At 59.0% G+C, this 25678-nt stretch carries 18 protein-coding genes and 1 pseudogene; 8 read left to right on the forward strand and 11 right to left on the reverse strand.

What is annotated here, in order from left to right:
* Positions 1-40: 40 nt before the first annotated feature.
* The 7 genes from ROI90_RS10335 to ROI90_RS10365 form a co-directional block, all read right to left on the reverse strand.
* A complete protein-coding gene (locus tag ROI90_RS10335; protein WP_315998268.1) occupies positions 41-463 on the reverse strand; it encodes a DoxX family protein in 423 nt (140 codons plus the stop codon).
* 130 nt (positions 464-593) lie between these two features.
* Positions 594-1076 carry a DinB family protein gene (locus ROI90_RS10340; RefSeq protein WP_315998269.1) on the reverse strand — a complete coding sequence of 161 codons (483 nt, stop codon included), beginning with the start codon at positions 1074-1076 and terminating at the stop codon, positions 594-596.
* Between the two features lie 15 nt (positions 1077-1091).
* On the reverse strand, positions 1092-3980 hold the full coding sequence (gene polA / locus ROI90_RS10345; protein ID WP_315998270.1) for a DNA polymerase I: 2889 nt from the start codon (positions 3978-3980) through the stop codon (positions 1092-1094).
* Between the two features lie 201 nt (positions 3981-4181).
* Positions 4182-6602: an MG2 domain-containing protein gene (locus ROI90_RS10350; protein WP_315998271.1), complete on the reverse strand. Its 2421-nt coding sequence runs from the start codon at positions 6600-6602 to the stop codon at positions 4182-4184.
* Positions 6603-6639: 37 nt separating this feature from the next.
* Complete coding sequence (locus ROI90_RS10355) at positions 6640-7800, reverse strand: DUF4249 domain-containing protein (RefSeq protein WP_315998272.1); 1161 nt, start codon at positions 7798-7800, stop codon at positions 6640-6642.
* Positions 7801-10578 carry a TonB-dependent receptor gene (locus ROI90_RS10360; protein WP_315998273.1) on the reverse strand — a complete coding sequence of 926 codons (2778 nt, stop codon included), beginning with the start codon at positions 10576-10578 and terminating at the stop codon, positions 7801-7803.
* Between the two features lie 48 nt (positions 10579-10626).
* Positions 10627-11376, reverse strand: a complete 750-nt coding sequence (locus ROI90_RS10365; protein WP_315998274.1) for a hypothetical protein — start codon at positions 11374-11376, stop codon at positions 10627-10629.
* Between the two features lie 655 nt (positions 11377-12031).
* Between ROI90_RS10365 and ROI90_RS10370 the strand changes: the two genes are divergently transcribed.
* Positions 12032-12655 (forward strand): 3'-5' exonuclease family protein, encoded by a 624-nt coding sequence (locus ROI90_RS10370; protein WP_315998275.1) that lies wholly within the window; start codon positions 12032-12034, stop codon positions 12653-12655.
* Between the two features lie 35 nt (positions 12656-12690).
* Here the strand turns inward: ROI90_RS10370 and ROI90_RS10375 are convergent, their stop codons facing one another.
* The 3 genes from ROI90_RS10375 to ROI90_RS10385 all read right to left on the reverse strand — a co-directional run bounded on the left by ROI90_RS10375 (position 12691) and on the right by ROI90_RS10385 (position 14642).
* Positions 12691-13521: a TPM domain-containing protein gene (locus ROI90_RS10375; RefSeq protein ID WP_315998276.1), complete on the reverse strand. Its 831-nt coding sequence runs from the start codon at positions 13519-13521 to the stop codon at positions 12691-12693.
* Entirely contained in the window at positions 13518-13970 is a 453-nt protein-coding gene (locus ROI90_RS10380; protein WP_315998277.1) for a TPM domain-containing protein, read from the reverse strand. The genes ROI90_RS10375 and ROI90_RS10380 overlap by 4 nt, the downstream gene beginning before the upstream one ends.
* Before the next feature lie 93 nt (positions 13971-14063).
* Positions 14064-14642 (reverse strand): LemA family protein, encoded by a 579-nt coding sequence (locus ROI90_RS10385; protein WP_315998278.1) that lies wholly within the window; start codon positions 14640-14642, stop codon positions 14064-14066.
* A gap of 228 nt (positions 14643-14870) precedes the next feature.
* On the opposite strand from ROI90_RS10385, the gene ROI90_RS10390 reads away from it, so the two are divergent.
* From ROI90_RS10390 to ROI90_RS10420, 7 genes are all read left to right on the forward strand, one after another.
* The gene (locus tag ROI90_RS10390; RefSeq protein WP_315998279.1) at positions 14871-15872 is read left to right on the forward strand and encodes a sugar phosphate nucleotidyltransferase; all 1002 of its coding nucleotides are present in this window, start codon (positions 14871-14873) and stop codon (positions 15870-15872) included.
* A gap of 138 nt (positions 15873-16010) precedes the next feature.
* The gene (locus ROI90_RS10395; protein ID WP_315998280.1) at positions 16011-17384 is read left to right on the forward strand and encodes a hypothetical protein; all 1374 of its coding nucleotides are present in this window, start codon (positions 16011-16013) and stop codon (positions 17382-17384) included.
* A 166-nt stretch (positions 17385-17550) separates the two neighbouring features.
* A complete protein-coding gene (locus tag ROI90_RS10400) occupies positions 17551-17943 on the forward strand; it encodes a hypothetical protein (RefSeq protein ID WP_315998281.1) in 393 nt (130 codons plus the stop codon).
* 183 nt (positions 17944-18126) lie between these two features.
* Complete coding sequence (locus tag ROI90_RS10405; RefSeq protein ID WP_315998282.1) at positions 18127-19575, forward strand: hypothetical protein; 1449 nt, start codon at positions 18127-18129, stop codon at positions 19573-19575.
* A gap of 149 nt (positions 19576-19724) precedes the next feature.
* Entirely contained in the window at positions 19725-23189 is a 3465-nt protein-coding gene (locus ROI90_RS10410) for a hypothetical protein (protein WP_315998283.1), read from the forward strand.
* 180 nt (positions 23190-23369) lie between these two features.
* Positions 23370-23744 carry an endonuclease domain-containing protein gene (locus ROI90_RS10415; RefSeq protein ID WP_315998284.1) on the forward strand — a complete coding sequence of 125 codons (375 nt, stop codon included), beginning with the start codon at positions 23370-23372 and terminating at the stop codon, positions 23742-23744.
* A gap of 219 nt (positions 23745-23963) precedes the next feature.
* On the forward strand, positions 23964-25421 hold the full coding sequence (locus ROI90_RS10420) for a hypothetical protein (RefSeq protein ID WP_315998285.1): 1458 nt from the start codon (positions 23964-23966) through the stop codon (positions 25419-25421).
* A gap of 154 nt (positions 25422-25575) precedes the next feature.
* Here the strand turns inward: ROI90_RS10420 and ROI90_RS10425 are convergent.
* Positions 25576-25678 (reverse strand): annotated as a pseudogene (locus ROI90_RS10425) (IS5/IS1182 family transposase); the annotation flags it as partial.

Genomic DNA, 25678 nt, shown 5'->3' on the forward strand with positions numbered 1-25678 from the left:
GTGGTTTTCAAACAAGCAGTCTGGGTTAGCATGGGCAGTGTCAGGATTTCTTTTGCAGCGCCCTCAAGGCCCCCGTCGACCACAGAGCCACACCCATTAGCACCGGCTGCATGAACAGCCGCCCAAACCGCTTGGCATCGGTATCAAGACCGAAAGCGGAAAGGTGGTGGGTATACTGGTGAATATTGCCGGGGAAAACGGCGGCATAAAAGGCCGCCAGGCCCATGCCCATGCGCACCCGGTTCTGGCCTTTCAAGGTGAGCAGCGCCAGGCCAAGCCCAATTTCCACCACCCCCGAGGCTAGTACCGTCGTGTCCTTGTTCAGCGGAATAAAGTCGGGTACCTGGGCCTGAAACTCCTGGCGGGCAAACGTGAGGTGGCCAGTGCCGGCCACAAGCATAAAGGTGCCCAACAGCCCTCGGGCTACGTTTTGCAGGGTGGTGGTGTGAGGAGGTTGCTGCATGAGAGTACGCCAGGATTTGCCCGGTTCCTTCGGCTATACGGCCCCGCCACCGCCGCGGATATGCCGCGGCCTGTCCCAGCACCCTTGCTTGGCACGGGCCGCGGCCGAACGCTCAGCTACTACCATCTCCCTATTTCCAGGCGTGCAGTAGCCTCCGAATCAGAACGATTTCGCCGGTGTGATAGGCCGTGTGGTCCCCAATCAGCATGGCTTCGCGCAGGAGCGTTTGGCCGTCGCCGTGCCGAATGGGTGCCAGCAGATTGGTAGTTGGGCTTTGTAGCAGAGCTATGAACCGCTGCCGGTCAGCCTGAATCTGTTCAAGCGTGTGTTGCCAGGTAGTTTCGTCGGCGGTAGCGGAGGCGGCAGGCCAGTAGCCGGTGGGCCAGTCGGGCGAAGTATGCCCGGCGCCAAGGGAAAACTCCACAATATCCCACTGGGCAATACGCACATGCTCTACCAGCTGCCAAATGGTGTAGGGTACCTCCGGCACGTGCTGGTTCCAGTGTGCCGGCGTGAGGCCGGCACACGCCTCCTCAAACGTAACGTGGGCGTTGCCCTCGGTGAGCAGACTAATCAGCTCCGTTACGATACCTTGTTTAATGGGCTGGTCCATAGCGTTACGCACGTACTAGTGAGCTTGCAGCCAGTTTTGGCCGGTGCCTACTTCTACTTCCAGCGGTACGCCGTGAGGCAGCAGCAGGGCCGTGGCCATCAGCTCTTTGATTTTGGGCGTGATGTAGTCCACTTCTTCCTTCACAGCATCAAACACCAGTTCATCGTGCACCTGCAGAATCATGCGGGTTTTGAGGCGTTCCGCGCGCAGCCACTCGTGAATGTTGATCATGGCCTTCTTGATGATATCGGCCGCGGTACCCTGGATGGGGGCGTTGATGGCGTTCCGCTCGGTGTAGCCGCGCAGAGTGGCGTTGCGGGAGTTGATGTCGCGCAGGTAGCGGCGGCGGCCCAGCAGTGTGGTGGCGTACTCCAGCTCCCGGGCCCGGTTGATGCTCTCATCCATGAACTGCTTCACCGAGGCAAACTCCTCAAAGTAGGTGTCAATAATTTCGGTGGCTTCCTTGCGCGAAATGCCGATGCGCTGGGCCAAACCAAAGGCCGAAATACCGTAGATAATACCAAAATTGACGGTTTTAGCCTTGCGGCGCATCTCCCCATCTACCTGGTCCAGGGGCACGTGGAATACCTTGCTGGCCGTGCTGGTGTGAATATCGAGGCCCTGGCGGAAGGCTTCAATCATGGTTTTGTCGCCCGAAAAGTCAGCCATGATGCGCAGCTCCACTTGCGAATAGTCGGCGGCCAGCAATACGTGGCCGGCGTCGCGGGGCACAAAGGCTTTGCGAATCTCCCGGCCCTTCTCCGTGCGGATGGGAATGTTCTGGAGGTTGGGGTTGGTAGAGCTGAGGCGGCCGGTAGCCGTTACGGCCTGGTTGAAGGAGGTATGCACGCGCCCATCGGCTTCGCATACCAGCTGGGGCAGAGCCTCCACGTAGGTGCTGCGCAGCTTGGTGAGTTGGCGGTGCTCCAGAATGAGGCCGGCAATGGGGGCATCGGCGGCCAACTGGCTGAGCACTTCCTCGCCAGTGGCGTACTGGCCGGTTTTGGTTTTCTTGATTTTGCCCCGGCCCAGGTCCATCTTATCGAACAGCACTTCCCCCAACTGCTTGGGCGAGCCAATGTTGAACTCCTGCCCGGCCTCCGCGAAAATCTGCTTCTCAATATCCACAATGTAGCCCTGCAGTTCGGCCGAGTACTCGCCCATGGCCGAGGAGTCGATTTTTACGCCCTCGTACTCAATATCGGCCAGCACCGGCACCAGCGGATTTTCTACCTCGTTTAGCAAATCCAGCAGGCCCACCTCTTTCAGCATGGGCTCAAACACGTGCTTGAGCTGCAGGGTCACGTCGGCGTCCTCGCAGGCGTAGTCCTTTACCTCGGCCGCAGGAATATCGGCCATGGTTTTCTGGTTTTTACCCTTGGGGCCGATGAGGTCAGTAATGGGCACCGGCGTGTAGTGCAGGTAGGTTTCGGCCAGCACGTCCATGCCGTGGCGCATATCGGGCTCCAGCAGGTAGTGGGCCAGCATGGTGTCGAACAGGGGCCCGCTCACCTGCACGTTGTAGTGCTTGAGAATGGTGAGGTCGTACTTGATGTTCTGGCCCACTTTGGTAATCTGCGGGGCCTCGAAAAAGGGGCAGAACTCATTTAGCAGGGCTTGGGCGGTGGCGTGGTCGTCGTGCGGAACGGGTACGTAGTATGCCTCGCCGGGCAGCCAGCAGAAACTCAGGCCCACCAGCCGGGCTGTCATGGTATCGAGGCCGGTGGTTTCCGTATCGAAGCTGACCTCGGTTTGCTGTAACAGAAACTCCAGCAGGCTGTTGCGCAGCTCGGGCGTGTCGATGAGATGGTAGCGCACGTCCATATCCTGCAGGGTACGCCGCGGGCCTGCCGGGGCGCCAAAGCTGCCGGTTTCGCCTTCTTCGGCCGCAATGCCCACGGCGGCATCGGCGGAGGAGCTGAACAAGCTGCCCTGGCCCTCAGCTACTTTGGGGCGACGGGCCCCGCGCGGGGTAGGAGCAGCGGGGCTGGTGCCAGCCGGGCTACCCCCGCCCAGCAGGCGGGTAGCCAGCTGCCGGAATTCCAACTCCTCGAACAGCTGGTGCAGGGCTTCCACGTTGGGGGCTTCCATGCGCAGGCCTTCCTCGTGGAATTCAATGGGCACATCCAGGTGAATGGTGGCCAGTTCCTTGCTCATCAGGCCCTGCTCGGCAAAGTTGCGCACGTTTTCCTGCTGCTTGCCCTTGAGCTCGTCCACGTTGGCAATCAGGTTTTCCACCGAGCCGTACTTCTGAATCAGGGTTTTGGCGGTTTTCTCCCCGATGCCCGGAATGCCCGGAATGTTGTCGGAGGCGTCGCCCTGTAGGCCCAAAATGTCAATTACCTGCTCGGGCCGCTCAATCTCGAAGCGTTGCAGTACGTGCTGCACGTCCAGCACCTCGGCGGCATTGCCCATGAAAGCCGGGCGGTAAATCTTCACGCAGTCCGTGACCAGCTGGCAGTAGTCTTTGTCGGGCGTCATCATGAACACCTCCCCAAAACCCTGGGCCTCGGCCCGGCGGGCCAGGGTACCAATCACGTCGTCGGCCTCGTAGCCATCCACCACCAAAATCGGGATGTTGAAGGCCGTAATAATCTTCTTGATGTAAGGAATGGCCAGCCCAATATCCTCAGGCATGGCCTGGCGCTGGGCCTTGTAGTCGGCAAACTGCTCGTGGCGGAAGGTTTTTTTCTGGGCGTCGAAGGCCACCCCAATGTGGGTGGGCTTTTCCTTCTGCAGCACCTCTACCAGCGTGTTGGTGAAGCCCAGGATGGCCCCGGTATTGAGGCCCTTGGAGTTCACGCGCGGGTTCTTGCTGAAGGCGAAGTGGGCGCGGTAAATCAGGGCGAAGGCGTCGAGCAGGAAAAGCTTGTGGGGCTGGGAGGCGGGAGCGTCAGGAGTCATGCGGGCGAAGGTACGGAAGGAGGAAAGCGCGGGCAGTAGCCGCCGCGTCGGATAAGTAGGTAACCGGCCAAAAGATAGAGTGGCGGTGTATACTACCGCGGATAGCCGGCCGGAGTTGCGGATACGGGGCGGCGGCCGCAAAAAGACGCAAAGCCACCCCGCCCAGGCAGAGTGGCTTTGCCAATAAACCGGCCCGGCCGGTTACAGGGCGGGTTTCACCTCCAACACGGTACGGCTGCTTCCAGCCTGCCCTGTGGGGGCGAGGCCCTGCACCACTACCAGGTAGCGGCCGGCCTGGTCGCCGGTATAAAACTCCAGCTTGCGGGGGCCGGCGGCCGTGGTGGTCACGCCTGGGTTCCAGTAGAGCAGGTTGCGCATATCGGGCAGGCGGCTCTGCTTCTGCTGGGGCGTATCGTAGCGGGGCGCGTAAAACTCCCGCTGCGCCTGCAGGCCCTCGTACTGCTGAATCAGGGCCCGTGGGTCCAGCTCAAAACCTTCCAAATCACCCTTGTAAGTGGTGTAGCTGACGATGCCGTTGTAGACGGTGGCGCCGTGGAAGTAGCGGCTGTCGACTACCTCCAGCTTCTGAATTTTCAGCGGGTCCATGGCCATCATCTTGTTCACGCTGAAAACGGGCACGCCATCCAGCAGAACCAGCGGGTTTTCAGTCAGGATGGCGTTGTTGACCTTATCCATCACCATGAAGTGGAAACCGTCTTTACGGATGCGGACCATAACACCCGGTACGTATTCCCGCATCACCTCTTCCAACACCTTGAAGCGGGTGTACTTGTCCAGGAAATAGGTTTCGCTCGGCTTGCCATAAAATGCCAGGCTATCGGCCGGGGCCGGGGCGGGGCGCAGGGCTTCTTTGGGGGCGAAGATGGTCTGTACCTGGGTTTGGAAGTGTCGTTTCGTGTAGGCTGCTTCCAGGCTGGGCAGGGCGCTAAATGCCGGAGCCAAAGCGGGAGCGTAGCGGCCGGAAAATGGCGAAAGTAGCTTGATTTGCGCGGTACTATCCTGGCGCGGATCAGTCTGAATCACTAACTCCCGGGTGCCACGCGCCGCATCAGCCTCAAACTGTACCAACCCATCAGCATTGCTCACGGCATTGGTCAGGCGGGTAAGGCGGCTGGGCGAGGCCAGGTAGGCCGTCACGCCCGGCCGGGGAATATCGGTGCCGGGCTGGGTCAGGCGGGCCTGCACCAATGGGCCGCGCAGCTCGGGCAGGTAGGGCAGCGGGGCCGGCGCGGAGGCGAGCACCTGCTCCCACCGAAACCGGCTCCAGCCCTGGGTGAGCATGAGGTTGTCGGCGGCCTCGGCGGCTTCGGGCCCGGTGGCGGTAAAGTAGTATTCAGGGCTTTCAACTTCGCCTTTCAGGTCGGCACTCAGCCACAGGTAGCTGTTGATATCCGCCGGCCGTGGGGCTGCCAGTGAATCCAGCCGGTACACGGCCACCGACAAATTGGCGCCCAGGGCCTGCCCCGCCCCGGCCGTCGTAGCCAGGCTCAGGGCCACCTGGTCGCGCAGGCCGTAGTGGTTCTTGTCGGGCTGAGCGGTTACGGTGAGTTTGTTGCGGGGCGGCTGAAAGTACAGCCGCTCACACAGCGGCTTGCGGCCGGCGTCAAACAGGGTAAAATGCGAAATACCGTCGGGCAGCTGGCCGGGCTCCACGGTGAAGGTGGTGCTGCCGTCGCGCAGCGTGGCCTGAGCGGCCACGGCTATAGTCTGTCCGGCGTGGCCCAGCAGGTATACAGTTTCGGGTTGGGTAGTAGTGGCGCGCACCGTTACAGTCAGCAGGCCGCTAGCCGGGCGCTCCAAGCGCATAGCGTAGCCCTGCGCGTACACTGGGGGTAGCTGGTAGCGGCTGGGCTTGCCCTTGCCCTGGGTTACTACGGCCGTGTAGGTAGTGCCCGCTTCCGGCGTAAAGCTGAAGCTGCCCAGACCGAAGCGTAGCGTGTTGAAGGTAGCCACCACCGCACCGGTTTGGGTAAGCACTTTGCCTTCCACGGCCACGCCCTTACCGCTGGAACTGGTGGCCTGAAAGCCGACCTTGCCGGGCAGGCCCTGCACCAGATTACCTCCTTCCGGGAAAAACTGGACGGTATAGGGCTTGACAGAATCCTGGGCGGCCGCGCCCGAGGCCGCAAACGTATTGACCACCGTTACGGAGCTGTGGAAGTAGTATTCCGGCCCGAAGTTCTGCATCCAGTTGGTATACGCCCGCACAGTGTAAGTGCCCGAAGCCAAGGAGGCCGGCAGGGTGAAAGAACCCTGCCCGGTGGCCTGCCGGAGCTCCACCCGGGCCTGGAGTACGGGCTTATTTTCGTGGTTGAGCACCTCCACGTTGGCCACTTTGCTCATGGGCAGGGGCCGGCCGGAGGTGCCATCCACGGCGTACACCTTAAACCACATGGTTTCTCCGGCCGTGTAAAACGGCCGGTCGAGGTGCAGAAACAGCTTTTCGGGTACGGCCGTGCGCTGGTAGCGGCTGAAAACGCGCGTCAGGCCGCCCAAGGAATCGGGGGCAGTCTGGGCCGCCGCGCCGCTGGCGGCCGTCAGCCCCACACCCAGGGCCAGCAGCAGGCTGCGGTAACGGATAGCGGCGGTTTTGCTTCGCAATAGAGTACTAGCGTAATACATAGCAGCTTATCAAGAACTACGGCCAGAAATCGGGCTTCACGGCAGTGCCGCGTAGTCGACAATCAATACACTCGCGGGACCTGGCCGTGTAGCCTCCATCCACTTCATTGATGGGTAGGTAGCCCGGGATACTAAAGGTCGCTTTCAATATTTCCGCCGGCGACTTGAATCCGGTATAGAGTTTCACGGTGTCAGGCGGCAGGCAGCTTTCGTAGCCGGATTGAATGAGCCACGTGCGGGGAAGCTCGCCCCGGCCGATGAACAGGCGTTTCTGCGCCAGGGAGTGCGCACTGATAAAGCCCAGGGCCAATTCATTCTCGTCATTCAGGCAACGGATATTACCCGTCAGCTGCGAGGGCAGCGGATCGAAGAGCGTGCCGATGTTTTCGGTATTCTTCCGCAAAAGCTCCCAGTACATGTATTCCTCGGCAGTTTGGGCGTGCTGGCTTACCAGAATGCTGTAGCGTATGCGCAGCCGGTCAGAGGTAGTAGGCAGGGAGCGGAGTAAATAATTGGAAACTCTATCCTCCGTAAGCCGAACAGTGCTGGCTATTTCAATATCGGAGGAGGTGGCCGTCGACCAGCATCTTGTGGGGAAAGGCGTGGTGATATCCTGGATGCGGCTGTTCTTGTACTCAACCGTTGGGTTGTAAGGAGAGGCTATTTCCCAGGTTTCCACGTACTCCCACCGGTAGTACCGCGTCTGGCCGGAGGCATCATACGAGCTGAGGGAAATATCCAGCCCCTTGTCGCTGGCCTGCCAGGTTACGTCCCCGATGGGAGGGGTGGTTTTAACGGCCGTGTAGGCAGAAGCGTACTCCTTGCCCGTCGCCGTAAGAATGCGCAGCCGGTAGTTTTTCTGGGGGTTCAGCGTGAGTGGGGCCGAGGAATAAGTGCCTTTTACTACGCCTTCCGGTAATACGTACCGTGCGCCATTTTCTTCCTCAATGGAAACTGCGGCGCCTTTTTCGGGCGGTGGGGGCGTTTTGGCGGTAATATCAATGGTGCGCTGCAGCGAAATAGTGGTAACCCCTTGGCTATTGATGAAGCCATCAACCACCAGAAACTGCCGGGGGCTGCTCAGCACCTCGGGCGAGTAGGACTCAATGCAGCCGGGCAGCAACAGGGCCATTACCCACAACGCGGCCGTGCATAGTATGGAAAGGCGAGGATGCATCTAGAATTTGAAATTATAGGTTATAGTAGGAATGGGCTGGCCAAAAATGGACAGCTGGTAGCCCCGAATCTGCCCGTTTTCTGACTTGAAATACACCGAGTAGGGGTTGCGGCGCCCGGTGAGGTTGTACACGCCCACGGTCCAGGAGCTGTGGGCCAGCTTTTTCACCTTGTGGTTGCCTTCCATGTTCAGGGCAAAATCAGCGCGGTAATAATCCGGAATGCGGTAGGCGTTGCGGTCGGAGTAGTACACGCGGGTGGAATTGCCGATGGTGTACTTGGCCAGCGGGAGCGTGATGGGCCGGCCGGTGCTGTACGTGAGGTTGAGGGAGGCACTAATGCGGCGGCTGAAGCGGTAGTTACCTACCAGCGTCGCATCGTGGGGCTTATCAAAGTTGCTGGGGTAGTAACGGCCGCCATTCACCATATCGGAGGTGGTGGCCGCATTCACCCGCACCAGGGAGCGGGAGTAGGTGTAGCTGAGCCAGCCGTTCACCTTGCCGGTCGTTTTCTTCACCAGCACCTCCACCCCGTAGGCCTTGCCCAGCGCATTCACGATGTCCGTTTCAATGTGATGGTTCAGAATCAGCGTCGCCCCGCTTTTGTAGTCCACAAAATCACGCAACGACTTGTAGTACGCCTCCACTGAGGTTTCAATGGTGTTGGATTTGAAGTTGCGGTAGAAGCCCACCGAGTACTGGTCGCCGACTTGGGGGCGCACGTTGGCGTCAGAGAGCTTCCAGATATCGGCCGGCGACACGGAGGCCGTGTTGGTAAGCTGGTGGATGTACTGCCGGGTGCGGTTGTAGCTGAGCTTCACGGAGGAGTTATCCGTGAGGGCATAGCGGGCCGAGAGACGGTACTCGGGGCCGTGGTAGGTGGCCAACACCTTGCCTGAGCCGTAGCGCAGGGTGTCGGTAATGGTGTTTTCTGATTTGGACAGACCGGCCGCGTACTGGTACACATCCCGTGGGCCCAGGGCATTGAACAGGGAGTAGCGCAACCCCACCGCCACCGAGAAGCGCGGGCTCACGTCAATCCGGTCCGAAACGTACAGGGCGCTTTCCAGGGCCTGCTCGCGAGCCAGCACATCAGGTATGATCAAGGAGCCTTCCCCGTTGGGCTTCAGGCTGCCCGGCGAAATCCGGTACAGCAGGCTGCTCACCCCAAAATCAATGGTGTGCTTGGTGTTGGGAAAGTAGCTGAAATCGGCCTGCAGGTTGGTTTGCTTGATGCCGTACTGCAGGCGAGAGGCCGTTACCGGGTTTTTCTCGCTGGTAATATCGTAGCCGTAGTGGCTGTAGGCACCCGTAAATACGCCGTAAATCTTGTTGTTGAAGCTGTGCTGCCACTTCAGACTACCATTCTGGTTGATGTATTGGTAGGTGGTATCACTGGCCAGCCGAAACCGGTCGGTGCTGAGGTAGCCAGTAGCGTACACGCTGTTTTTTTCGTTGAACTGCTGGCTGACGTGGGCACTTACATCATAGAACGAGGCGGTGCTGTTGCGGAAGGAGCTGTTGGATAGTCGCCGCAAAATCCAGTCGGAGTAGCTACTGCGCCCACTGATAATAAAACTGCTTTTATCCTTCACAATGGGGCCCTCCAGCGTCAGGCGGCCCGTAAGCGGACCTATGCCCCCGGAGCCGGAGAACTTCTTGCGGTTGCCCTCGCGGGTAGTAATTTCCAGCACCGACGACAGCCGCCCGCCGTACTTGGCCGGAATGGCGCTCTTGTAGAGCTCCACCGTCTGCAAAATATCGGGGTTGAAGGCCGAGAAAAAGCCAAACAGGTGGGAAGGGTTATAAATGGTGGTGCCGTTGAACAGAATCAGGTTCTGGTCGGTGGCGCCGCCCCGCACATTCAGACCCGTGTTGCCTTCCCCCACCGATTTTACCCCCGGCAGCGTCAGAATTACCCGCAAAATATCGGATTCGCCGAAGGCCGTGGGTACCTGACGGATGGTTTTGATATCCAGCTTCGTCAGGCCCATTTGCATGCCCGCCACGTTCTTGTCTTTCTCTGCCTCAATTACCACTTCCTTCAACGAGGTAATATCCTCTTCTACCTCAATTTCCAGCCGGCCGTCCCCGCGCAAAACCACCTGCCGTTTCGTGTTCTTCACGCCAATGCCCCGGATTTTGATGTCGCGCCGCCCTACCGGAACCGTGAGGGAGTAGTAGCCGAACTGGTCGGTGCTGGTGCCCGCGTCCGGGTTTTCGGTGTACACCGTTGCGCCAATAATAGGCTGCCCCGATTTCAGGTCGCGCACGTGGCCGGCCAGCGTGGCCTTGCCGCTGCCTGTGCTGCTGCCCGCGCCAATGTCGTGCACCACGTACTCGGCCTCGCGCACGTAGCGCGACCGGCCCACGGGGGTGGTCTGCTGGGGGGGAGTTGGAAAGTTGCGGGCAACTGCCGGGCCTTCGGTGGTATTCTGGAAGAAAATGCCGGGCAGAGTTGCCTCTATGGGTTTGCCCACCGTAATGAACACGCGCTTCTCGTCATCCACGGCAAAGCGGAAAGCCGTGGGGCGCAGCGCCTGCTCCAGGGCCGCTTCTACCGGCAGGTTCTGCGCTTTCAGGGTAATGAACAGACTATCCGTAGCGGCTGCATTGAAATAGAACCGGTAGCTGGTCTGGCTTTCGACCAGGCGGGCAAACTGTTCAAACGGTACGCGGGTAAAAGTTCCATCCAGCACCTTGTCAGTTTGCTGCGCGTAACCGGCAGAAGGAAGCACGGAGCCGCACAGAAGGAGCAGTACTGTGTAAGCGTGTTTCATAAAGAGCGAAAAAGTAGTGCAAGAATAAATACACGGAATAATAGAAGGCTATTTATTAGATAATTCATTGTAATAGTTTGTTGCAGTAATTAATGAATATTCAATAGTTTTTTTATTAAACTTTAATTTTTTAGATTGAATATACATCTGCATTTCTTTCGAATGGCTAGGGAAAGCACGTAGAATACTGGCTTTGGAATCAGCAGCGTAGTAACGCCCATCGTGTTTCAAAAAAAACTTGTCTTTAGAAGAAAATTCGGCTTCTACCTTATTTTGTCTGATCTGCTTCTGCATGTGTTTACTGCGCTTGGCTAACACCTGAGCACTGCCCGGTGTTAATAGCTCATAGTAACCAGTAGAAAGATTTTTATCAGTAGTGCTATCAGCCACTACTCTAATAAAATGGTGGTTGTTGATAGTAAACTCATCTACCTTCTCATTCACTGCTCGTAGTCTGAATGGGCTATTGGGAAATGATAATACCACCTGGTCTACTACTATATCATACGCCAATAACAGGCCGGAATAATATTGCTTGTTGTATACAATAGTGCCTGGTTGCTTGTCGGGCCACATATAAAACTGGTGGCCGATACGGGCGTTAAACCGTAATGAATAATCGGCATATTCGGGGCCGTTGTATAATTGCGCTGAGTTAGTAAATATGATATTGTACTGTTGCTGTAATGCGGCAGTATCGGGCTTAAGCTCAACCGTAGAGGAGGCCGATTGACTGAAGGCAGCTGCACAATGAATAAAAGAGCTTAAAGTAAGGCAAATAGTAACAGGTGTTTTCATGCTATTACAGGATAAATAGGCTCAGGATTGACAGCAAGGGTAGAGCTAGAAGGAAAGTTATTCTAAATTATTGAAGGTGGATGATAAAATTTTCAATCTAATCGGCCGTAGGAGTAGCATAAACGAATTACCAGGTACTCGAGCCTGGTACTATTCCCCGTTGTTTTCAACTGGGTTGCTAAGCATATAGCAAGCTCACGAATGAGGTAGCGGGGGGTAGAAACGCCTACTTGCATCTCCTCGTTGAACCATAACGCGGTAGTGGCCCGGACGAGTAGACACGAGTGGGCGTCTCTACACCGTTCATGAAACCACTGTAGTGCAAAGTGCTACAGTTTCATCAGGGGCAGGCCCGATGGAGTTGTCCTCCGGCCCGACGGCCGTAGCTCGTCGGGCCCACTGCTGGCAGCTGACACCCAGACGGCGGAACATCTTTCACCGGCGACAACCGGCCTAGCGAGCGGCGTCCACCAAACCGGTACACGGTCCGCAAAACCGCTGCAGAACAAGTGTAGAGCCGATAAATTTACTCTGTGACACGTAACTGGGGCTGCTGCATACCACTCATTTGGAAAAACCATAGCCTAGCCATGGCTGAGCCGTAGGGTGGCCGGAGCTTGGCCATGGTAGTCGGTATCTGCGTAGAGGCGGTACTATGCGCTATATTTCTCTTGACCTTGAAACCTCCGGCAGCAACCCTCAGCGGCACCAGATTCTGGAGCTGGCCGCCGTAGTGGAAGACACTAAGCAGCTGAGGCCTCTGGCGGAGTTGCCTGCGTTCCGGCGGGTGGTGCGCCACCCGGAGCTGGTGGGCACAGCCGGAGCTCTGGCCCTGAACGCGGGCCTGCTGCAGGAATTGGCCCGTAAAGAACCGAACCCCGAACTCTGCACGCCCACGGAACTGCTGCCTCAACTGCGGGATTTTCTGTTGGCGCAGGGCTTCAAAGCCGATAAAAAGGATTGCGTGGCGGTAACCATGGCCGGCAAGAATATTGCCGTATTCGACCTGGGTTTTTTACGGGAGCTGCCTGGTTATGGCACCCTGGTACGCGCCGAGCCCGCCATGCTGGACCCAGCCGCTTTCTACCTGAACTGGCGCAAAGACTCACGCTTGCCCACTATGCAAATCTGTAAGGCCCGGGCCGGCTTCGAGGATGACACCGTGGCCCACCAGGCGCTGGCCGACGCGCTGGACGTGGTACAGCTGCTGCGGCCTTTCTATGAGTTGCCCGTGTACAAGCAGGGGCAGGCTGCTCATAAACAACAAGGCCCGGCATAAAGCCGGGCCTTGTTGTTTATGAGCACAGGAGGGGGCTACCAGTCGCCGGAAGCGCCGCCGCCGCCGGAGCTGCCACCGCCGAATCCCCCAAAGCCACCGCCTCCGCCACCACCGCCCCAGCTGCCGCCCCCGCCGCCAAATACGCCGCGGCCGCCACTGAAGTCGCCAAAGATGATGGGGGGAATCATGGCTCCGCCAAAGCCGCGGTTACGGCGGCCGCCGCTGCCACCGCCCCGGTTACGGAACAGGATAAACAGAATGAGAAGGGCAATAATTACCCAAAAGCTGATGCCCGAGCCACTGGAATCCTCGCGGCCGCGCTGGGCCCGAGGCTGGGTGGCAGGATCAGCTTTGTACTCGCCTTTGGCTAAGGCAATAAGCTGGTCGGTAGCCCGGTCGAGGCCTTCGTAGTAGCGGTTTTCCTTGAAAGCCGGGGTGAGGGTGGAGGTAATAATCCGTTTTGCCAACGCATCCGGAATGGCTCCCTCCAAGCCGTAACCGGGCTGAATACGCACCTTGCGTTCCTGCTCAGCCACCAGAATCAGAACCCCGTTGTTATTGTTCTTCTGGCCAATACCCCAGCTTTCGTACAATTGCTGGGTATAGCCAGCAATGTCGTAGTCGCCGAGGGTGGGCACCGTTACAATGGCTATCTGCGAAGAAGTAGAGTCGTTATAGGCGACTAATTTGCGCTCCAACTGCTCTACCTGCTGAGGCTGTAGCATACCCGCCAGGTCGTTTACCAAGCGGGGCGGATTGGGCCGGGGCGGCAGGTTTTGGGCCGAGGCCGTCAGCTGAGCCAGCAGCAGACACAGGACCAGCCACCAACTTCGGGAAACGCGGGCGAAAGAAAGCAATGGCCTCATGAGCGGGTAGGCGTATTGCCGAAAGAAATGGAATCGTCCAGTTCGTTTTGGTCGGTGGCAGAGTCGTAGGGGAAGTAGCGCCGTAGTTGCTCACCTACCAGCCGGATACCCTGCTCCAAGCCATTCACGTACTTCTCGGACCGGAAATGCTGGAGTACGTTCTCTTTAGCTGTTTCCCAGAAATCATCGGGTACCACGGAGTTTATGCCCGCGTCGCCGATAACGGCAAACTGCCGGCTCTGCCAGGCCAGATAGAACAGCACCCCGTTGCGCTGGGCCGTGCGGTGCATACCGAGCTCCGCAAATACCTGTGCCGCCCGGTCCAGCGGCTCCGGGGTAGGGCAGGTGTCTTCCAGGTGTACCCGGATTTCGCCGGAAGTGCGCAACTCGGCCTGGCGGATAGCCGCTACCAGCGCTGCTTCCTGCTCTGGGGTGAGAGGGTTGGTCATAGTCAGTTACCAGTTGTCAGTTGCCCGTTACCAGTTGCCGAGTAGGGAGTTTGTACAACCTGGCAACGGACAACGGGCAACTGGTAACTCGAATTAAAATTGAACAGTCGGGGCTTTCTGCGCGGCGGCGTCGGCCTCAAAGTAAGGCTTCTCCTTGAAGCCGAACATGCCGGCAAACAGGTTGTTGGGGAAGCTCTTGATGTAGCCGTTGTAGTCGTTGGTTACTACGTTCAGCTTGTTGCGCTCCACGTTGATGCGGTTTTCGGTGCCTTCAATCTGAGCCTGCAGCTCCTGGAAGTTGGCGTTAGCCTTTAGCTCCGGGTAGTTTTCTGATACGGCCAACAGACGGCCCAAACCCGCACTTACCTGCGACTGAGCCTCCTGAAACTGCTTCAGGTTTTCGGGCGTCAGGTCGTTGGCGTTCAGTTGCACGCTGGTGGCTTTGGCGCGGGCCTCAATTACTTCCGTCAGGGTAGACTTTTCAAAGTTGGCGGCCCCTTTTACCGTGTTTACCAGGTTCGGAATCAGGTCGGAGCGGCGCTGGTAGGCACTTTGCACGTTGCCCACCTGAGCTTTCACGGCCTGGTCTTTGGAAACCATGGAGTTGTACCCGCAGGACGACTGAGTAAGCAGCAGCACTAGGCCGGCGAAATAGAGCAGAAAGCGTTTCATAAAAGTGAGGGAGAGTGAAAAAAATGGAAGAGAGAAGCAAAGAAGACGGTGGGCCAACCAAGTAGCCTTTGTGGCTGTTGCATATCGGCGCGGTGCGCCCGTAACGGGAGCACACGGCTGAACCAGCGTGCTGCAAAGTACGAATTCAGGCCACAGCGGTTGTGTGTACGGTTGCTCCGGCTGGTTTGTGTATTTTGCGCTTCGGTGCTTCCCGATTTTTCTCCCCTCATGAAAGCAGTTATTCCCGTAGCCGGTATCGGCTCCCGCCTGCGCCCCCATACGCACACCCAGCCCAAAACGCTGGTGCCCGTGGCCGGCAACACCATCCTGGGTCATATCATCGACCGGCTGATGGACGCCGGGGTGCAGGAGTTCGTCTTTATCATCGGCTATCTGGGGGAGAAAGTGGAGAGCTACGTGCGCAAGCAGTACCCGCAGCTGCGCAGCACCTTTGTTGTACAGGAGCCCCGCGAGGGTATTGCCCACGCCCTATGGCTGGCCCGGGAGCAGTTTCGCCATGAGCAGGATGGTATCCTGATTTTGCTCGGGGATACCATTGTGGATGTAGACCTGCCCGCCATGATGGCTACGCCCGGTAACGTGCTGGCCGTGAAGGAGGTAAAAACCCCTTCGTTGTTTGGTCTGGTAGAAACCGGTGCCGGTGGCCGCGTAACCAAAGTGGTGGAGAAGCCGCGCATTCCCAAGTCGAATTATGCCTTGGTGGGCCTTTATAAGCTGGCCAACCCTGATTGGCTGGCTTCAGCTCTGGAGCGCATTATCGACCAGGACCAGCGTACCCACGGCGAGTTTCAGCTGACGGATGCGCTTATGTTGATGATTCAGGATGGGGCTGAAATGGTGACTACGCCCGTGGATAACTGGTTTGACTGCGGCCGCAAGGAAAGCCTGCTGGAAGCCAACGCCCGCCTGCTCAACCGCCCCGAGTTTCTGAAGCGCCGCGAGTTCCCCGAATTTCCCGATACCATCATCATCCCGCCCGTCAGCATCGGCCACGACTGCCAGATCAGCGGCTCCATCATCGGCCCCAACGTGGCCATCGGCGACCGGACCATCGTCAAGAACACCATCCTGAGCGAGTCCATTATCGGCTCTTACAGCGAGTTGCGCTCCGCCGTGATGCACGACTGCATCGTCGGCTCCGACGCCCTGTTCAAAGGCACCCGCCACAGCCTCAACATCGGCGACAACACGGAAATCGACTACAGCTAAGGGATGGTGAAGTTGTGAAATGGTGAAGTTGTGAAATGTTCTGTCTACTGGTGTGGTCAGAACATTTCACAACTTCACCATTTCACAACTTCACCGTTTATGTATCCGCTGCGGGCAGATTGTCGTTACTTTAGCCCGATGCGCTACCCGACCTCCTTCCCCCGCCTGCTGCCCGCCCTGGGCCTGATGCTGCTACTGTCCGGCTGTTACTCCCGCTCCGATATGAAATCGGAGGACGGAGCCGCTGCTGCTGAAAAACCCAAAGCTGAAATGCCGGCCAGTGTACGGCCCACGGAAGCGCCCGGCGTGGAAGCCCCGGAGGAGGCAGCCGACGTAACGAATGGCGCGGCGGCTCAGCCCCTGCAGGCCGTGAATGTGTTTCTGGAAGTGTCGGGCTCGATGGAAGGCTTCATGCCCAAAACCGGAGCTAGCGGCGAGAACACCAAGTTTCAGCAGCACGTAGCGCAGCTGCTTTCGGAAATAAACCGTACCCCGGCCGCCCGCCAGAAGACGTTCTTTCGCATCAAGGAAAAGCCGTACAAGGACACGTATTCGGGTATTTCCGGTACCGTGCGCAGCGGCATTCAGCAGCCGGCCAAAAGCACCGAGCTGCCCGCCGTGCTCGATACGCTGATGACGCGCTATTACCAGCCCGGCTCGGTGAGTGTGCTGATTTCGGACTTCATCTACTCCCCGAAAAACGCCGGGGCCATTCCCTACATCAAAACCGACATTACGGACGCGCTGCAGCGCAACGGCGCGCAGCCCGACTTGGCCGTGTCGGTGTACGGCTACCTCTCGGATTTCAGGGGCACGTACTACCCGGCCCTGAAAGCGGCCGGCAAGAAAACCAACTGCTGCGACACCGAAATACCCTACTATATCTGGGTGCTGGGTCCCGCCGATGCCGTGCGCCGCTTCGATGCCGCCCTGCTGGAGCAACAACCCGCTAAACAGGCCCATTTCGGCGTTACGTACCCGCGCCCGGCCTATTCCGTGCTCGATAAATATCAGAACAAAGGCGCGTGGTACTACGGTGATGCCGGGGCGAGCAAGCGGGCCGCCGGCTCCTACCGCGTGGTAGCTGTGTCGGAAGCTTCGGCCCAGCAACCCGTAGAGTTTGTGGTGGGCCTGAACCTGGGACAACTGCCCGGCCAGTATAAGGACGTGGCGTACCTGCGGCAGAATCTGAAGCTGGAAGGCGTAGATACCGACGCCAAGTTGCTGGAAGTAACCGCCGCTACCGACCAAACCAAAGCCAGCAGTGGCCCCCAGAGCAAGTTCACGCACTTCGCCAAAGTGCGCCTGACGCGCCAGCCCAAAGCGGCCCGCCCGCTGGTGCTACGCCTCCAGGATCAGCGCCCCGCCTGGGTGGCCCAGTGGACCACCCGCAACGATGGTACGCCCGCGCCCAAAACCTTTGCCCTCAGTTCCCTGCTTGACAGCCTGGAGCCAGCCGAGGCCACGCGCCCGATTTTTGAGTTGCCACTCACCTTACAGCCAGCCGAATAGGGCTACGGCCGAGCCGCGTGTGGCCTGTGTTGGCTGACTTGTTCACCGATTTGGAACGGTTTTCGTTCCTTGATAGCGAGGAGCGGCTGATGTCCGGTCTCACAATTTCGTTTCCTTCCCATCGTTCCACGGGTTGCCGGCCCGGAGCCCGGCCTCACCTCTTTCCATGAAAGCATTCTTCCGCTTCCTCTACGAACTCATTGGCAACCCTCAGCCCCCAGCGGATACGCCCGTATACCGCGACGTTATTTTCCCCAACCTCGGGCTGCTGAACCTGGGTGTTTCCGCCGGGCTGGCGCTGGTTTTCTATCTACTCATCAACCGGGCCATGGGCGTAGCTACCTTCAACAAGGGCCGCCACTGGAGCATTTTTCTGGTGCTGAATGCGCTGATTGCGTTTGTCGTCACCATCTGGCAAACCAACGCCCAGCAGGTCACCGACCACAGCTACATCTACTGGCTGGCCACTTGGAACGCTATTCTAGGCCTAGCATGGTTCTTCACCTTTTCGCTGCTGTTCAAGCGCGCCTCCACCAACGCCAGCACGACACCGTTTTAGAGCTAGAAGCTAGTTCCCCTCCTTAGAAAGGAGGGGCTAGGGGTGGTTGATAATCGTTGGACGATGACGTTTGGGTTGTTTTGATAAACAACATCAGCAACGAATCAACCACCCCAGCGTCGGTTAAAGCCGCCGCGTCCCCTCCTTTCCAAGGAGGGGAGTTTCGTTCAACATCAGCAACTCATGGCTAAACTCTTTTTATTCGGTATTGGCGGCACGGGCTCCCGCGTGATTCGCTCGCTCACGATGCTGCTGGCCGCGGGGGTGGAGCTGCCCAACTGCGACCGGGTAGTGCCCATCATCATCGACCCCGACGCCCACAACGGGGACATGAACCGCACGGTGCAGCTGCTGCAGAGCTACCAGCAGATCTACAAGCGCCTCGGCCCCCGCGAAGAAGGCTTCTTCAAAACCGATATCAGCACGCTGAGCGGCATTTCGCAGGACGTGAACGGCTCGGTGAAGGACACTTTCATCTTCGACTTCGGCGGCATCAACCAGAGCTTTCGGCAATACCTGAGCTACGATGGTCTGTCGGTTGACTCCAAGGGCCTGGTGGATTTGCTCTTCACTCAGGATAACCTGGAAAGCCCGCTGACCATTGGTTTTCGCGGCTCCCCGAACGTGGGTAGCATTGTGCTGAATAAGCTGGTGGAGAGCCCCGAAATGCGGTTTTTCGCCGACAACTTCCAGGATGGCGACCGGGTGTTTTTTGTGTCAAGCATCTTCGGTGGCACGGGTGCGGCGGGCTTCCCGCTGATGCTCAAGAACCTGAAGGACACCAACACGCGCCTCAGCAACGCCCGCTACCTGCGCGACGCGCCCACCGGCGCCGTGACGGTGATGCCCTACTTCGCCCTGCAGAGCGAGGACAACGCCGTCATCGACTCCAACAACTTCCTCACAAAGACCAAGGCGGCGCTCAGCTACTACGAGCACAACCTCCAGGGCCTCGACGCGCTGTACTACCTCGCCGACACGCCCGACACGCCCTACGAAAATCAGCCCGGTGGCACCCAGCAGAAAAACAAGGCCCACGTAATTGAGCTGCTGGCGGCTCTGAGCATCGTGGACTTCATGCGCTACTCGCCCGCCGAGCTGCGCACCGGCGGCCCACACTTCCACGAGTACGGCCTGCAGACGGACGCGCCGGAAATCCAGTTCAGCCACCTGCCCGACGAGTCGCGCGAAATCATTGCCAAGCAGCTCACGCAGTTCCTGTACTTCACGCGCTACCACAAGCAGCACCTGCCCACCGACAAAGCGCCCTACGCCGACAACCTGAAGCTGGACTACGCCATGCGCAACGAGCCCATCTTCCGGGAGCTGAACACCTTCCTGCACAGCCAGGACATGGGCGTGGATCAGTGGCTACAGGAGCTGGCCCAGAACCGCCGCGCCTTCCGCCCCTTCGACCTGCAGACCGACGACTTCAACGCCATGATTCTGGGCAAGCCGGTGGAAAAGAAGTGGAACGACTTCTTCAATAAGGGCCTCAGCCACAACTACCTGCTCGACAACCTCAACAAAACCGAGAAGTCCATCCAGGAACCCGACAGCTTCCGCAAGCTGCTGGAGCTGTTCTACGACGTGACCGACAAGGCATTTGAGGAGAAGGTGAAAGTGGTGTAGCTGCCTCACCCCCCGGCCCCCTCTCCTTCAGAGAGGGGGAGCCACGGCGGCGCGTATTCTCCGGTATCAATTAGTCAGAAACACAAAGAAAAATCCTCCAGAACGCACTCCCTCTCTGAAGGAGAGGGGGCCGGGGGGTGAGGCAACCAATGGCCAAAGTCCTTCGCTTACACAACAACGGCTCCCAGCAGGTGCAGGGCTGGCAGAAAACCGCCCCCGTCACCAGCACCGAAATCAACACCGTCACGGATCCGGCGGGCGGTAAGTCGCGCAACCTGGCCGTGAGCATCCCGACGCCGTTTGCGCGGATGCACCTGTTTGAAACGGCTTTTGATTTCCTGGCTCGGGAGGGGCAGCGCAACCCCGGCTCGGTGTACCACGAGCTGACCACGCACTTCTGGGATTTGCTGGAGCTGCTCTACAACTACCACCTCTACACCCAGGCCGGCCGTAAAATCACGCTGCGCCGCTGGAATGCCGAGGCCGAAATCCGCCGGATGCGGCAGGACGAGGGCACGCGCCTGCTGGGCGAAACCCTGCAGCTGTACATGCAGGACGAGCGGTTCCGGGACTTCACCGACATGTACCTAGTGTACTATGAGTCGCCGGAATTAGCGGGGGGCACGCGCCTGCTGGGCGGCACCTCGCCGCTGACCATCCTGTTCACCGGCCCCGCCGTGACGCCGCTGGACCTGGAGCGGCCCCAGGCCCGCGGCCATTATTTCGACAAGCAAACCGTGCTGCTTGAAGACCGGGACCCACAGTTCCGGGAGTTCGTGTATGAGCTGTTTCTGGCCTATCCGCAGCTACAGCGCCGCGAGTTTGCCGGCAGCGTGTACGCCGGCCTCGACCGCTCGAAAATCAACCAGCTTCAGATGCAGGGCGACCGGAGTGCCCAACAGTTTGCCACTCGCTACCCAGCCCTGGCCGACGTGCAGGGCAACCTCGTGAGCGTGAAAGGCGTGCCGCTGCCCGGCCGCGCCGACCAGTCGGCCGTGACCAGCTCCGACCTGTTCATCCAGCCCACCCGCGAATCGACAACGGGCCGGCCGCGCCCTTTGGTGCTGCGCCCCAACCTGACCATGCCCGGCGCCAACTACCTCAACGGCCAGCCCTGGGACGACCGTACGCCGGTGCCCTACTACGACGAAGTGGCGCTGGAAAGCCGCGTGCTGCCTGGCAAAGGCTTCAAGTACCCCTACCTCACGGTAGGCGACTTGCTGGAAGACTCGCTGGTGGAGCTACCCTACGAGTTGAATACTCAGCGTTTCCACACCGGAAAAGTCACGTTTCAGTATGGTGCCGATGGTCAGGGCCGCGCGCGTTTCCCGTATCTGCTGCCGCTGAAACAGGCGTTTTTCGAGTATTTCACCGAGAACGAGCTGGCCGAGCTGCTCACCTTCACTATTGACCTGAGCCACGTGCGCGTGCAGCTGCGGGTGCCGGTGCAGGCGGGCCGCTTTATCACGTTTGAGCGCAGCTACTACACCAATCCGCAGAACCCGAAGGATGCCCAGGGCCGCGAGATTCTGGAGAAGGGCCGCATTGTGAAGGCCGCCGTGGGCGTGGGCGTGTTCCCGTTCTACAAGGTGCGCTACCAGCCCGAGTACAACGACCTCTACAAGGTGATGCTGGTGGACGCCGACAACGCGCCCACTATGCTCAACCGTCGCTACGACCTCACGTTCTTCGTGAACGGGGAGCGAATCACGGAGCAGGGTGCCGCCCGCCGCGCCACCCGCTACGAGCGCACTCAGAAGAGCATGGCCACCGCCGGCAGCACCTACTACGAAGTCACCGGCACCCATTTTGACCTGGCCGAACTGACCTGTCCGCCCGCCACTATTGGCGCGGAGCCGGCCCGTGGCCTGTTCGTGCCGCGCTGGCGTGAGCTGGACCGGGGCACCCGCCGCTTCACCTTCGCGGTGGACTTCGGTACTACCAACACCCACATTGCCTACGCCGATTCACCCACGGCTCACCCGCGCCCTCTCACCATTGGAGAGGCTGATGTGCAAGTGGAATGGCTGCATGCACCGGTAGCCGATGCAGGCCTTTCGGCCGCGCAACGCTACCGCACCGGTGCCGGCCAAATCTGGACCTACATTGCTACGCTGCAGAACCGCGAGTTTGTGCCCTCGTTCGTGGGCGAAGGTGGTTCGGTGTATGAATTCCCGATCCGAACAGCCGTTTGCGAAACGACATCGTTTGCCAATGAGCCCGCTAAGGTGCTCAGCAATATCAACATCGGCTTCAGCATTAATACCGAAAACGCGTCGGAGCTGCCCCAGAACCGCTTCATCACCAACCTGAAGTGGTCGGCGGAGCTGGACCCACAGGGCGTGTCACGCATTGAGGCCTTCTTCAAGGAAATTCTGCTGCTACTCCGCCACAAAGCGGCGTTGCACGGCGGCATTCTGGAAGACACCCGCGTGGTGTGGTTTGCGCCGCTGAGCTTTGATGGGTTCCTGCGTAACCAGTTCCAGCAGGTCTGGGACGAGTCGTTCCAGCAGGTGTTCAAGACTCGCCGTGCTACCATCTGCCTCACCGAGTCGGTGGCGCCGTATTACTACCTTACCGCCACCAACCAGGTAGTGCCCAACCGCGACGAAAACGTGGTGAACATCGACATCGGCGGCGGTACCACCGATTTGCTGCTCTTCGCCGATCAGAAACCGGCCTACAGCACCTCGTTCCGCTTTGCCGGCGACGACCTGTGGGGCGACGGCTACGCCCGCGTGCAGGGTGCGCCCAAGCAGAACGGCCTGCTGCGCCTCGGCGTGGGCCACGTGGAAAGCCTGCCCGACTCCGAGCAAAACCAGGAGTACAAAGGCTACCTGCGCGCTGCGCTCAGCAACACCGATTTCGGTTCTGCCGACGTGACCAGCCTGCTGTTTAAGTACGATGATGCCCTGCGCTTCACCCAGGCCCTGGGCCTCGGCAAGGGCCGGCAGCTGCGGGTGCTGTTCTACCTGCACTACACCAGCATCATCTACCACACGGCCCAGCTCACCAAGCACCTCGGCCTGAAAACGCCGCGCTACCTGTGCTTCTCCGGCAAGGGCAGCCTCTACCTGCGTCTGCTGGCTGGCGGTAGCTCATTGGTGGCTATCGAGAAGATTACGAAGGCCATCTTCCAAGCCGTAACGGGTGTGGAGCCGCCGCACAACTTCCGCGTTATCCTGGCCGACAACCCCAAGGAAGCCACCACCAACGGCGGCGTGCTGTTCGAGGAGAAAACCACCACCGACTACGACAACATCAAGCCCGTGAAGTACAGCGGCGCCGTGGAAGGCACCGAGCTCAACCAGCAGCGCCTGAAACTGAACCAGGTGGATGCCGAGCTGAAAAATACGGTGCTGGACAACGTGCGCAACTACCTCACTTTGGTGCTGGAAGGCGACGAAGTAGCCCCCTACCTGCGCGAAGTAGGCGTAGACGTGGACCGTCAGCGTGTGAAGGACATCCTGCTCCGCGAAATCGAGGACAGCCTGAGCCTGGGCCTGCACCAGTTCCAGCGCCAGCTCTCCTCCGACGAAACCCTGCCCGAAACCCTGTTCTTCCTGCCGCTAAAACAGGCATTGTACAACCTGAGCCGCGAGCTGCAGGCGTAAGCATGAACGAAACCAGAACTAAGAGCTAAAAACTAGTTCCCTTCCTTGGAAAGGAGGGGCTAGGGGTGGTTGATTCGTTGAACGACCCGCTAGCTTTTAGCTCAAGTACTCGTTCAACGAATTAACCACCCCCAACTCCTCCTTTCCAGTGAGGCGAGCTAGTTTCTAATCTTGGTCACAATGGCTGAGCATGCAGAACGTCGGCACAACCTCACCCCGCAAAAGCAGCAGCGCCGGGAATTGCGCAACAGCCTGACTTCGGCGGAGGCTTCGTTGTGGAGTTACTTGCAGCGTAGCCAGCTGGCCGGGCGTAAGTTTCGGCGACAGCACAGTGTTGGGCCATACATCGTGGATTTCTATTGCCCCGCTGAGAAGCTGGTGGTAGAGTTGGATGGGGCCAGGCATTATGATGTAGTGGGCAATGCGCGGGACATACATCGTACGCAGTACCTGGAGGCCCAAGGCTTGCGCGTGCTGCGGTTTGAAAACAAGAACTTCTGGAGCCATCCGGAAAGCGTACTGGCTGCCATTGAAGCGGCTTTTTCCGAGAAATAATGATGCACAACACTCCTTAAAGACTAAAAAATAGTTCCCCTCCTTGGAAAGGAGGGGTTAGGGGTGGTTGATGGATGTAAGAACGATGACTAGATCTAATTCTAAAAACCGTTCCAGCGCACGATCAACCACCCCTAGCCCCTCCTTTCCAAGGAGGGGAACTAGCTTTTAATTTTTAGCTCTAGTTTCGTCTGGCTCAACCTGCTACCCCAACACCCTATGACCCTTTCCCGTCGCGCTGCTTTTTTACTTTCTGGCCTGCTGCTGCTCGCGGCGGGCGGCCATGCCCAAACGCCCCTTGGCCAGCCCACACTGGAAGAGCGGAAGGTGCAGATCTGGTGCGCTACGGCCAAGTTCGTGTACGAGGATACCGGCCATCCGGAACTGAAAAGCCAGCTGCAGTGCGGTGGGTCGTTGAAGGTGCTGGAGGGCAGTATTAAGTCGGATAACCAGCGGGTGTATTCGGCGCTGTACCAGCCGTTGGAAGTGAAGGGCGTGATGTACCAGGGGTTAGGTTCCGATAATTCGCGGCTGCAAACGTTGGTGCGCGAAATCATCAACCGGCTGCGCACTTCCCCGTCCCGAAAAGGCAACACGGCCCGGCTGGCCGGCGTGACGAAGCTGGAAACGGCCCTGAAAAACTACCTCGACCAAGGCACGCCCATCGGCGACCTGCCCGCTGCCGAAGCCGCCGCCGAAACCGAAACCGTAGACACCACTGCCACCACCGACGAAGCCACAGCAGCTGCCCCCGGCGACGCGGGTTTGGACGAGGCTGGCGTTGCTTCGCCCGTTGCCGCCGCTAGCACCGGGGCAGGGGAGAGCCTGATGAATAAGTTTTTTGGGCCGCTGGCCCTGATTTTGGCGCTGCTGAGCTTGGTGCTATACGCGCTGCTGAAGCGCAGCATTGGCGCATCCTGGAAAGAAATCAACGCCCGCATCGACAAGCGCCGCGACGATATTGCGGCGCTGCAAACCAGCCCCGGCAGCAGCGGTGGCAAAACGGCCGACCGTTTCTCCCCAACCCAATTGCGCGAGCTGGAACAGCTAATTCAGCAGCGGGTAGAACAGGAGCTACAGAAACGCCAGCCCCAGCAGAAAGCCGCTCCGGCTGCGGCACCAGTAGCTGCGGCTAGGCCAACCCCACCACCCGCACCGCAACCCGTTGCGCCAACTCCGGTACCGGCTGCACCAACTCCGGCTCCGGTAGCTTCACCCGCACCAGTTGCGCCGGCTCCGCTTCAGCCAACGGAAACGCCGGTTGCCAGTACGCCTGCTCCCGCTGCGCACGACGAGTTTGCAAGCCTGGTGCCGCCCGTGCAGTTACCCGCAACGCCCGCCGTTCCGGCTGCCGACCAGCCCCGCACGCGCTACGTGAAGGTGCCCGTGAACGGTACTTTTAATGAGTACGACTTTTCGGACGAGCCCCAACACGACAGCATTTACGAAATTCATCTGGACCCGCAATGGCCCGATTTGGCCACGTTCAGCGTAACCTCCAACCAGGCGGTGCACGCCTACGCCATTCAGAGCGCCCAATATTCCCTGCGCGAGGCCTGCAAATACCAGCAGCCCGCCGGCCCAGTTACGCGCATCGTGACGGAGGAAGAGGGCGTACTGCGCAAAGTGGCCGGAGCCTGGCAGATTGAGCAGAAAGCCGCCATCCGGTTTGAGTAACTAAAAAGCTAAAAGCCAGTTCCCCTCCTCGGAAAGGAGGGGTTAGGGGGGGGTGATATTCGTTGAACGGTACTGGAGGTAGCTCTAACCATCGTTCTGACGTAAAGTCAACCACCCCTAACCCCTCCTTTCCAAGGAGGGGAACTAGGAAGTGTTAACAGTCACGCAGCCAGAGTACGGTTGCGGCAAGATGAACAAAGGCCAGAAAATGGGCATCCAACTTGTCATAGCGCGTGGCCACGCGGCGAAACTGCTTG

It is taken from the genome of Hymenobacter endophyticus, assembly GCF_032464715.1.
In the GTDB taxonomy this organism is placed as follows: Bacteria; Bacteroidota; Bacteroidia; order Cytophagales; family Hymenobacteraceae; genus Hymenobacter; species Hymenobacter endophyticus.

Bases quoted from the DNA above. Each gene is read 5' to 3' on its own strand.
- ROI90_RS10340 (WP_315998269.1), bottom strand. From the start codon at position 1,076: ATGGACCAGCCCATTAAACAAGGTATCGTAACGGAGCTGATTAGTCTG.
- ROI90_RS10370 (WP_315998275.1), top strand. From the start codon at position 12,032: ATGCGCTATATTTCTCTTGACCTTGAAACCTCCGGCAGCAACCCTCAG.
- ROI90_RS10410 (WP_315998283.1), top strand. From the start codon at position 19,725: ATGGCCAAAGTCCTTCGCTTACACAACAACGGCTCCCAGCAGGTGCAG.
- ROI90_RS10390 (WP_315998279.1), top strand. From the start codon at position 14,871: ATGAAAGCAGTTATTCCCGTAGCCGGTATCGGCTCCCGCCTGCGCCCC.
- ROI90_RS10355 (WP_315998272.1), bottom strand. From the start codon at position 7,800: ATGCATCCTCGCCTTTCCATACTATGCACGGCCGCGTTGTGGGTAATG.
- ROI90_RS10375 (WP_315998276.1), bottom strand. From the start codon at position 13,521: ATGAGGCCATTGCTTTCTTTCGCCCGCGTTTCCCGAAGTTGGTGGCTG.
- ROI90_RS10385 (WP_315998278.1), bottom strand. From the start codon at position 14,642: ATGAAACGCTTTCTGCTCTATTTCGCCGGCCTAGTGCTGCTGCTTACT.
- ROI90_RS10400 (WP_315998281.1), top strand. From the start codon at position 17,551: ATGAAAGCATTCTTCCGCTTCCTCTACGAACTCATTGGCAACCCTCAG.
- ROI90_RS10405 (WP_315998282.1), top strand. From the start codon at position 18,127: ATGGCTAAACTCTTTTTATTCGGTATTGGCGGCACGGGCTCCCGCGTG.
- ROI90_RS10335 (WP_315998268.1), bottom strand. From the start codon at position 463: ATGCAGCAACCTCCTCACACCACCACCCTGCAAAACGTAGCCCGAGGG.
- ROI90_RS10380 (WP_315998277.1), bottom strand. From the start codon at position 13,970: ATGACCAACCCTCTCACCCCAGAGCAGGAAGCAGCGCTGGTAGCGGCT.
- ROI90_RS10365 (WP_315998274.1), bottom strand. From the start codon at position 11,376: ATGAAAACACCTGTTACTATTTGCCTTACTTTAAGCTCTTTTATTCAT.
- ROI90_RS10395 (WP_315998280.1), top strand. From the start codon at position 16,011: ATGCGCTACCCGACCTCCTTCCCCCGCCTGCTGCCCGCCCTGGGCCTG.
- polA (WP_315998270.1), bottom strand. From the start codon at position 3,980: ATGACTCCTGACGCTCCCGCCTCCCAGCCCCACAAGCTTTTCCTGCTC.
- ROI90_RS10360 (WP_315998273.1), bottom strand. From the start codon at position 10,578: ATGAAACACGCTTACACAGTACTGCTCCTTCTGTGCGGCTCCGTGCTT.
- ROI90_RS10420 (WP_315998285.1), top strand. From the start codon at position 23,964: ATGACCCTTTCCCGTCGCGCTGCTTTTTTACTTTCTGGCCTGCTGCTG.
- ROI90_RS10415 (WP_315998284.1), top strand. From the start codon at position 23,370: ATGGCTGAGCATGCAGAACGTCGGCACAACCTCACCCCGCAAAAGCAG.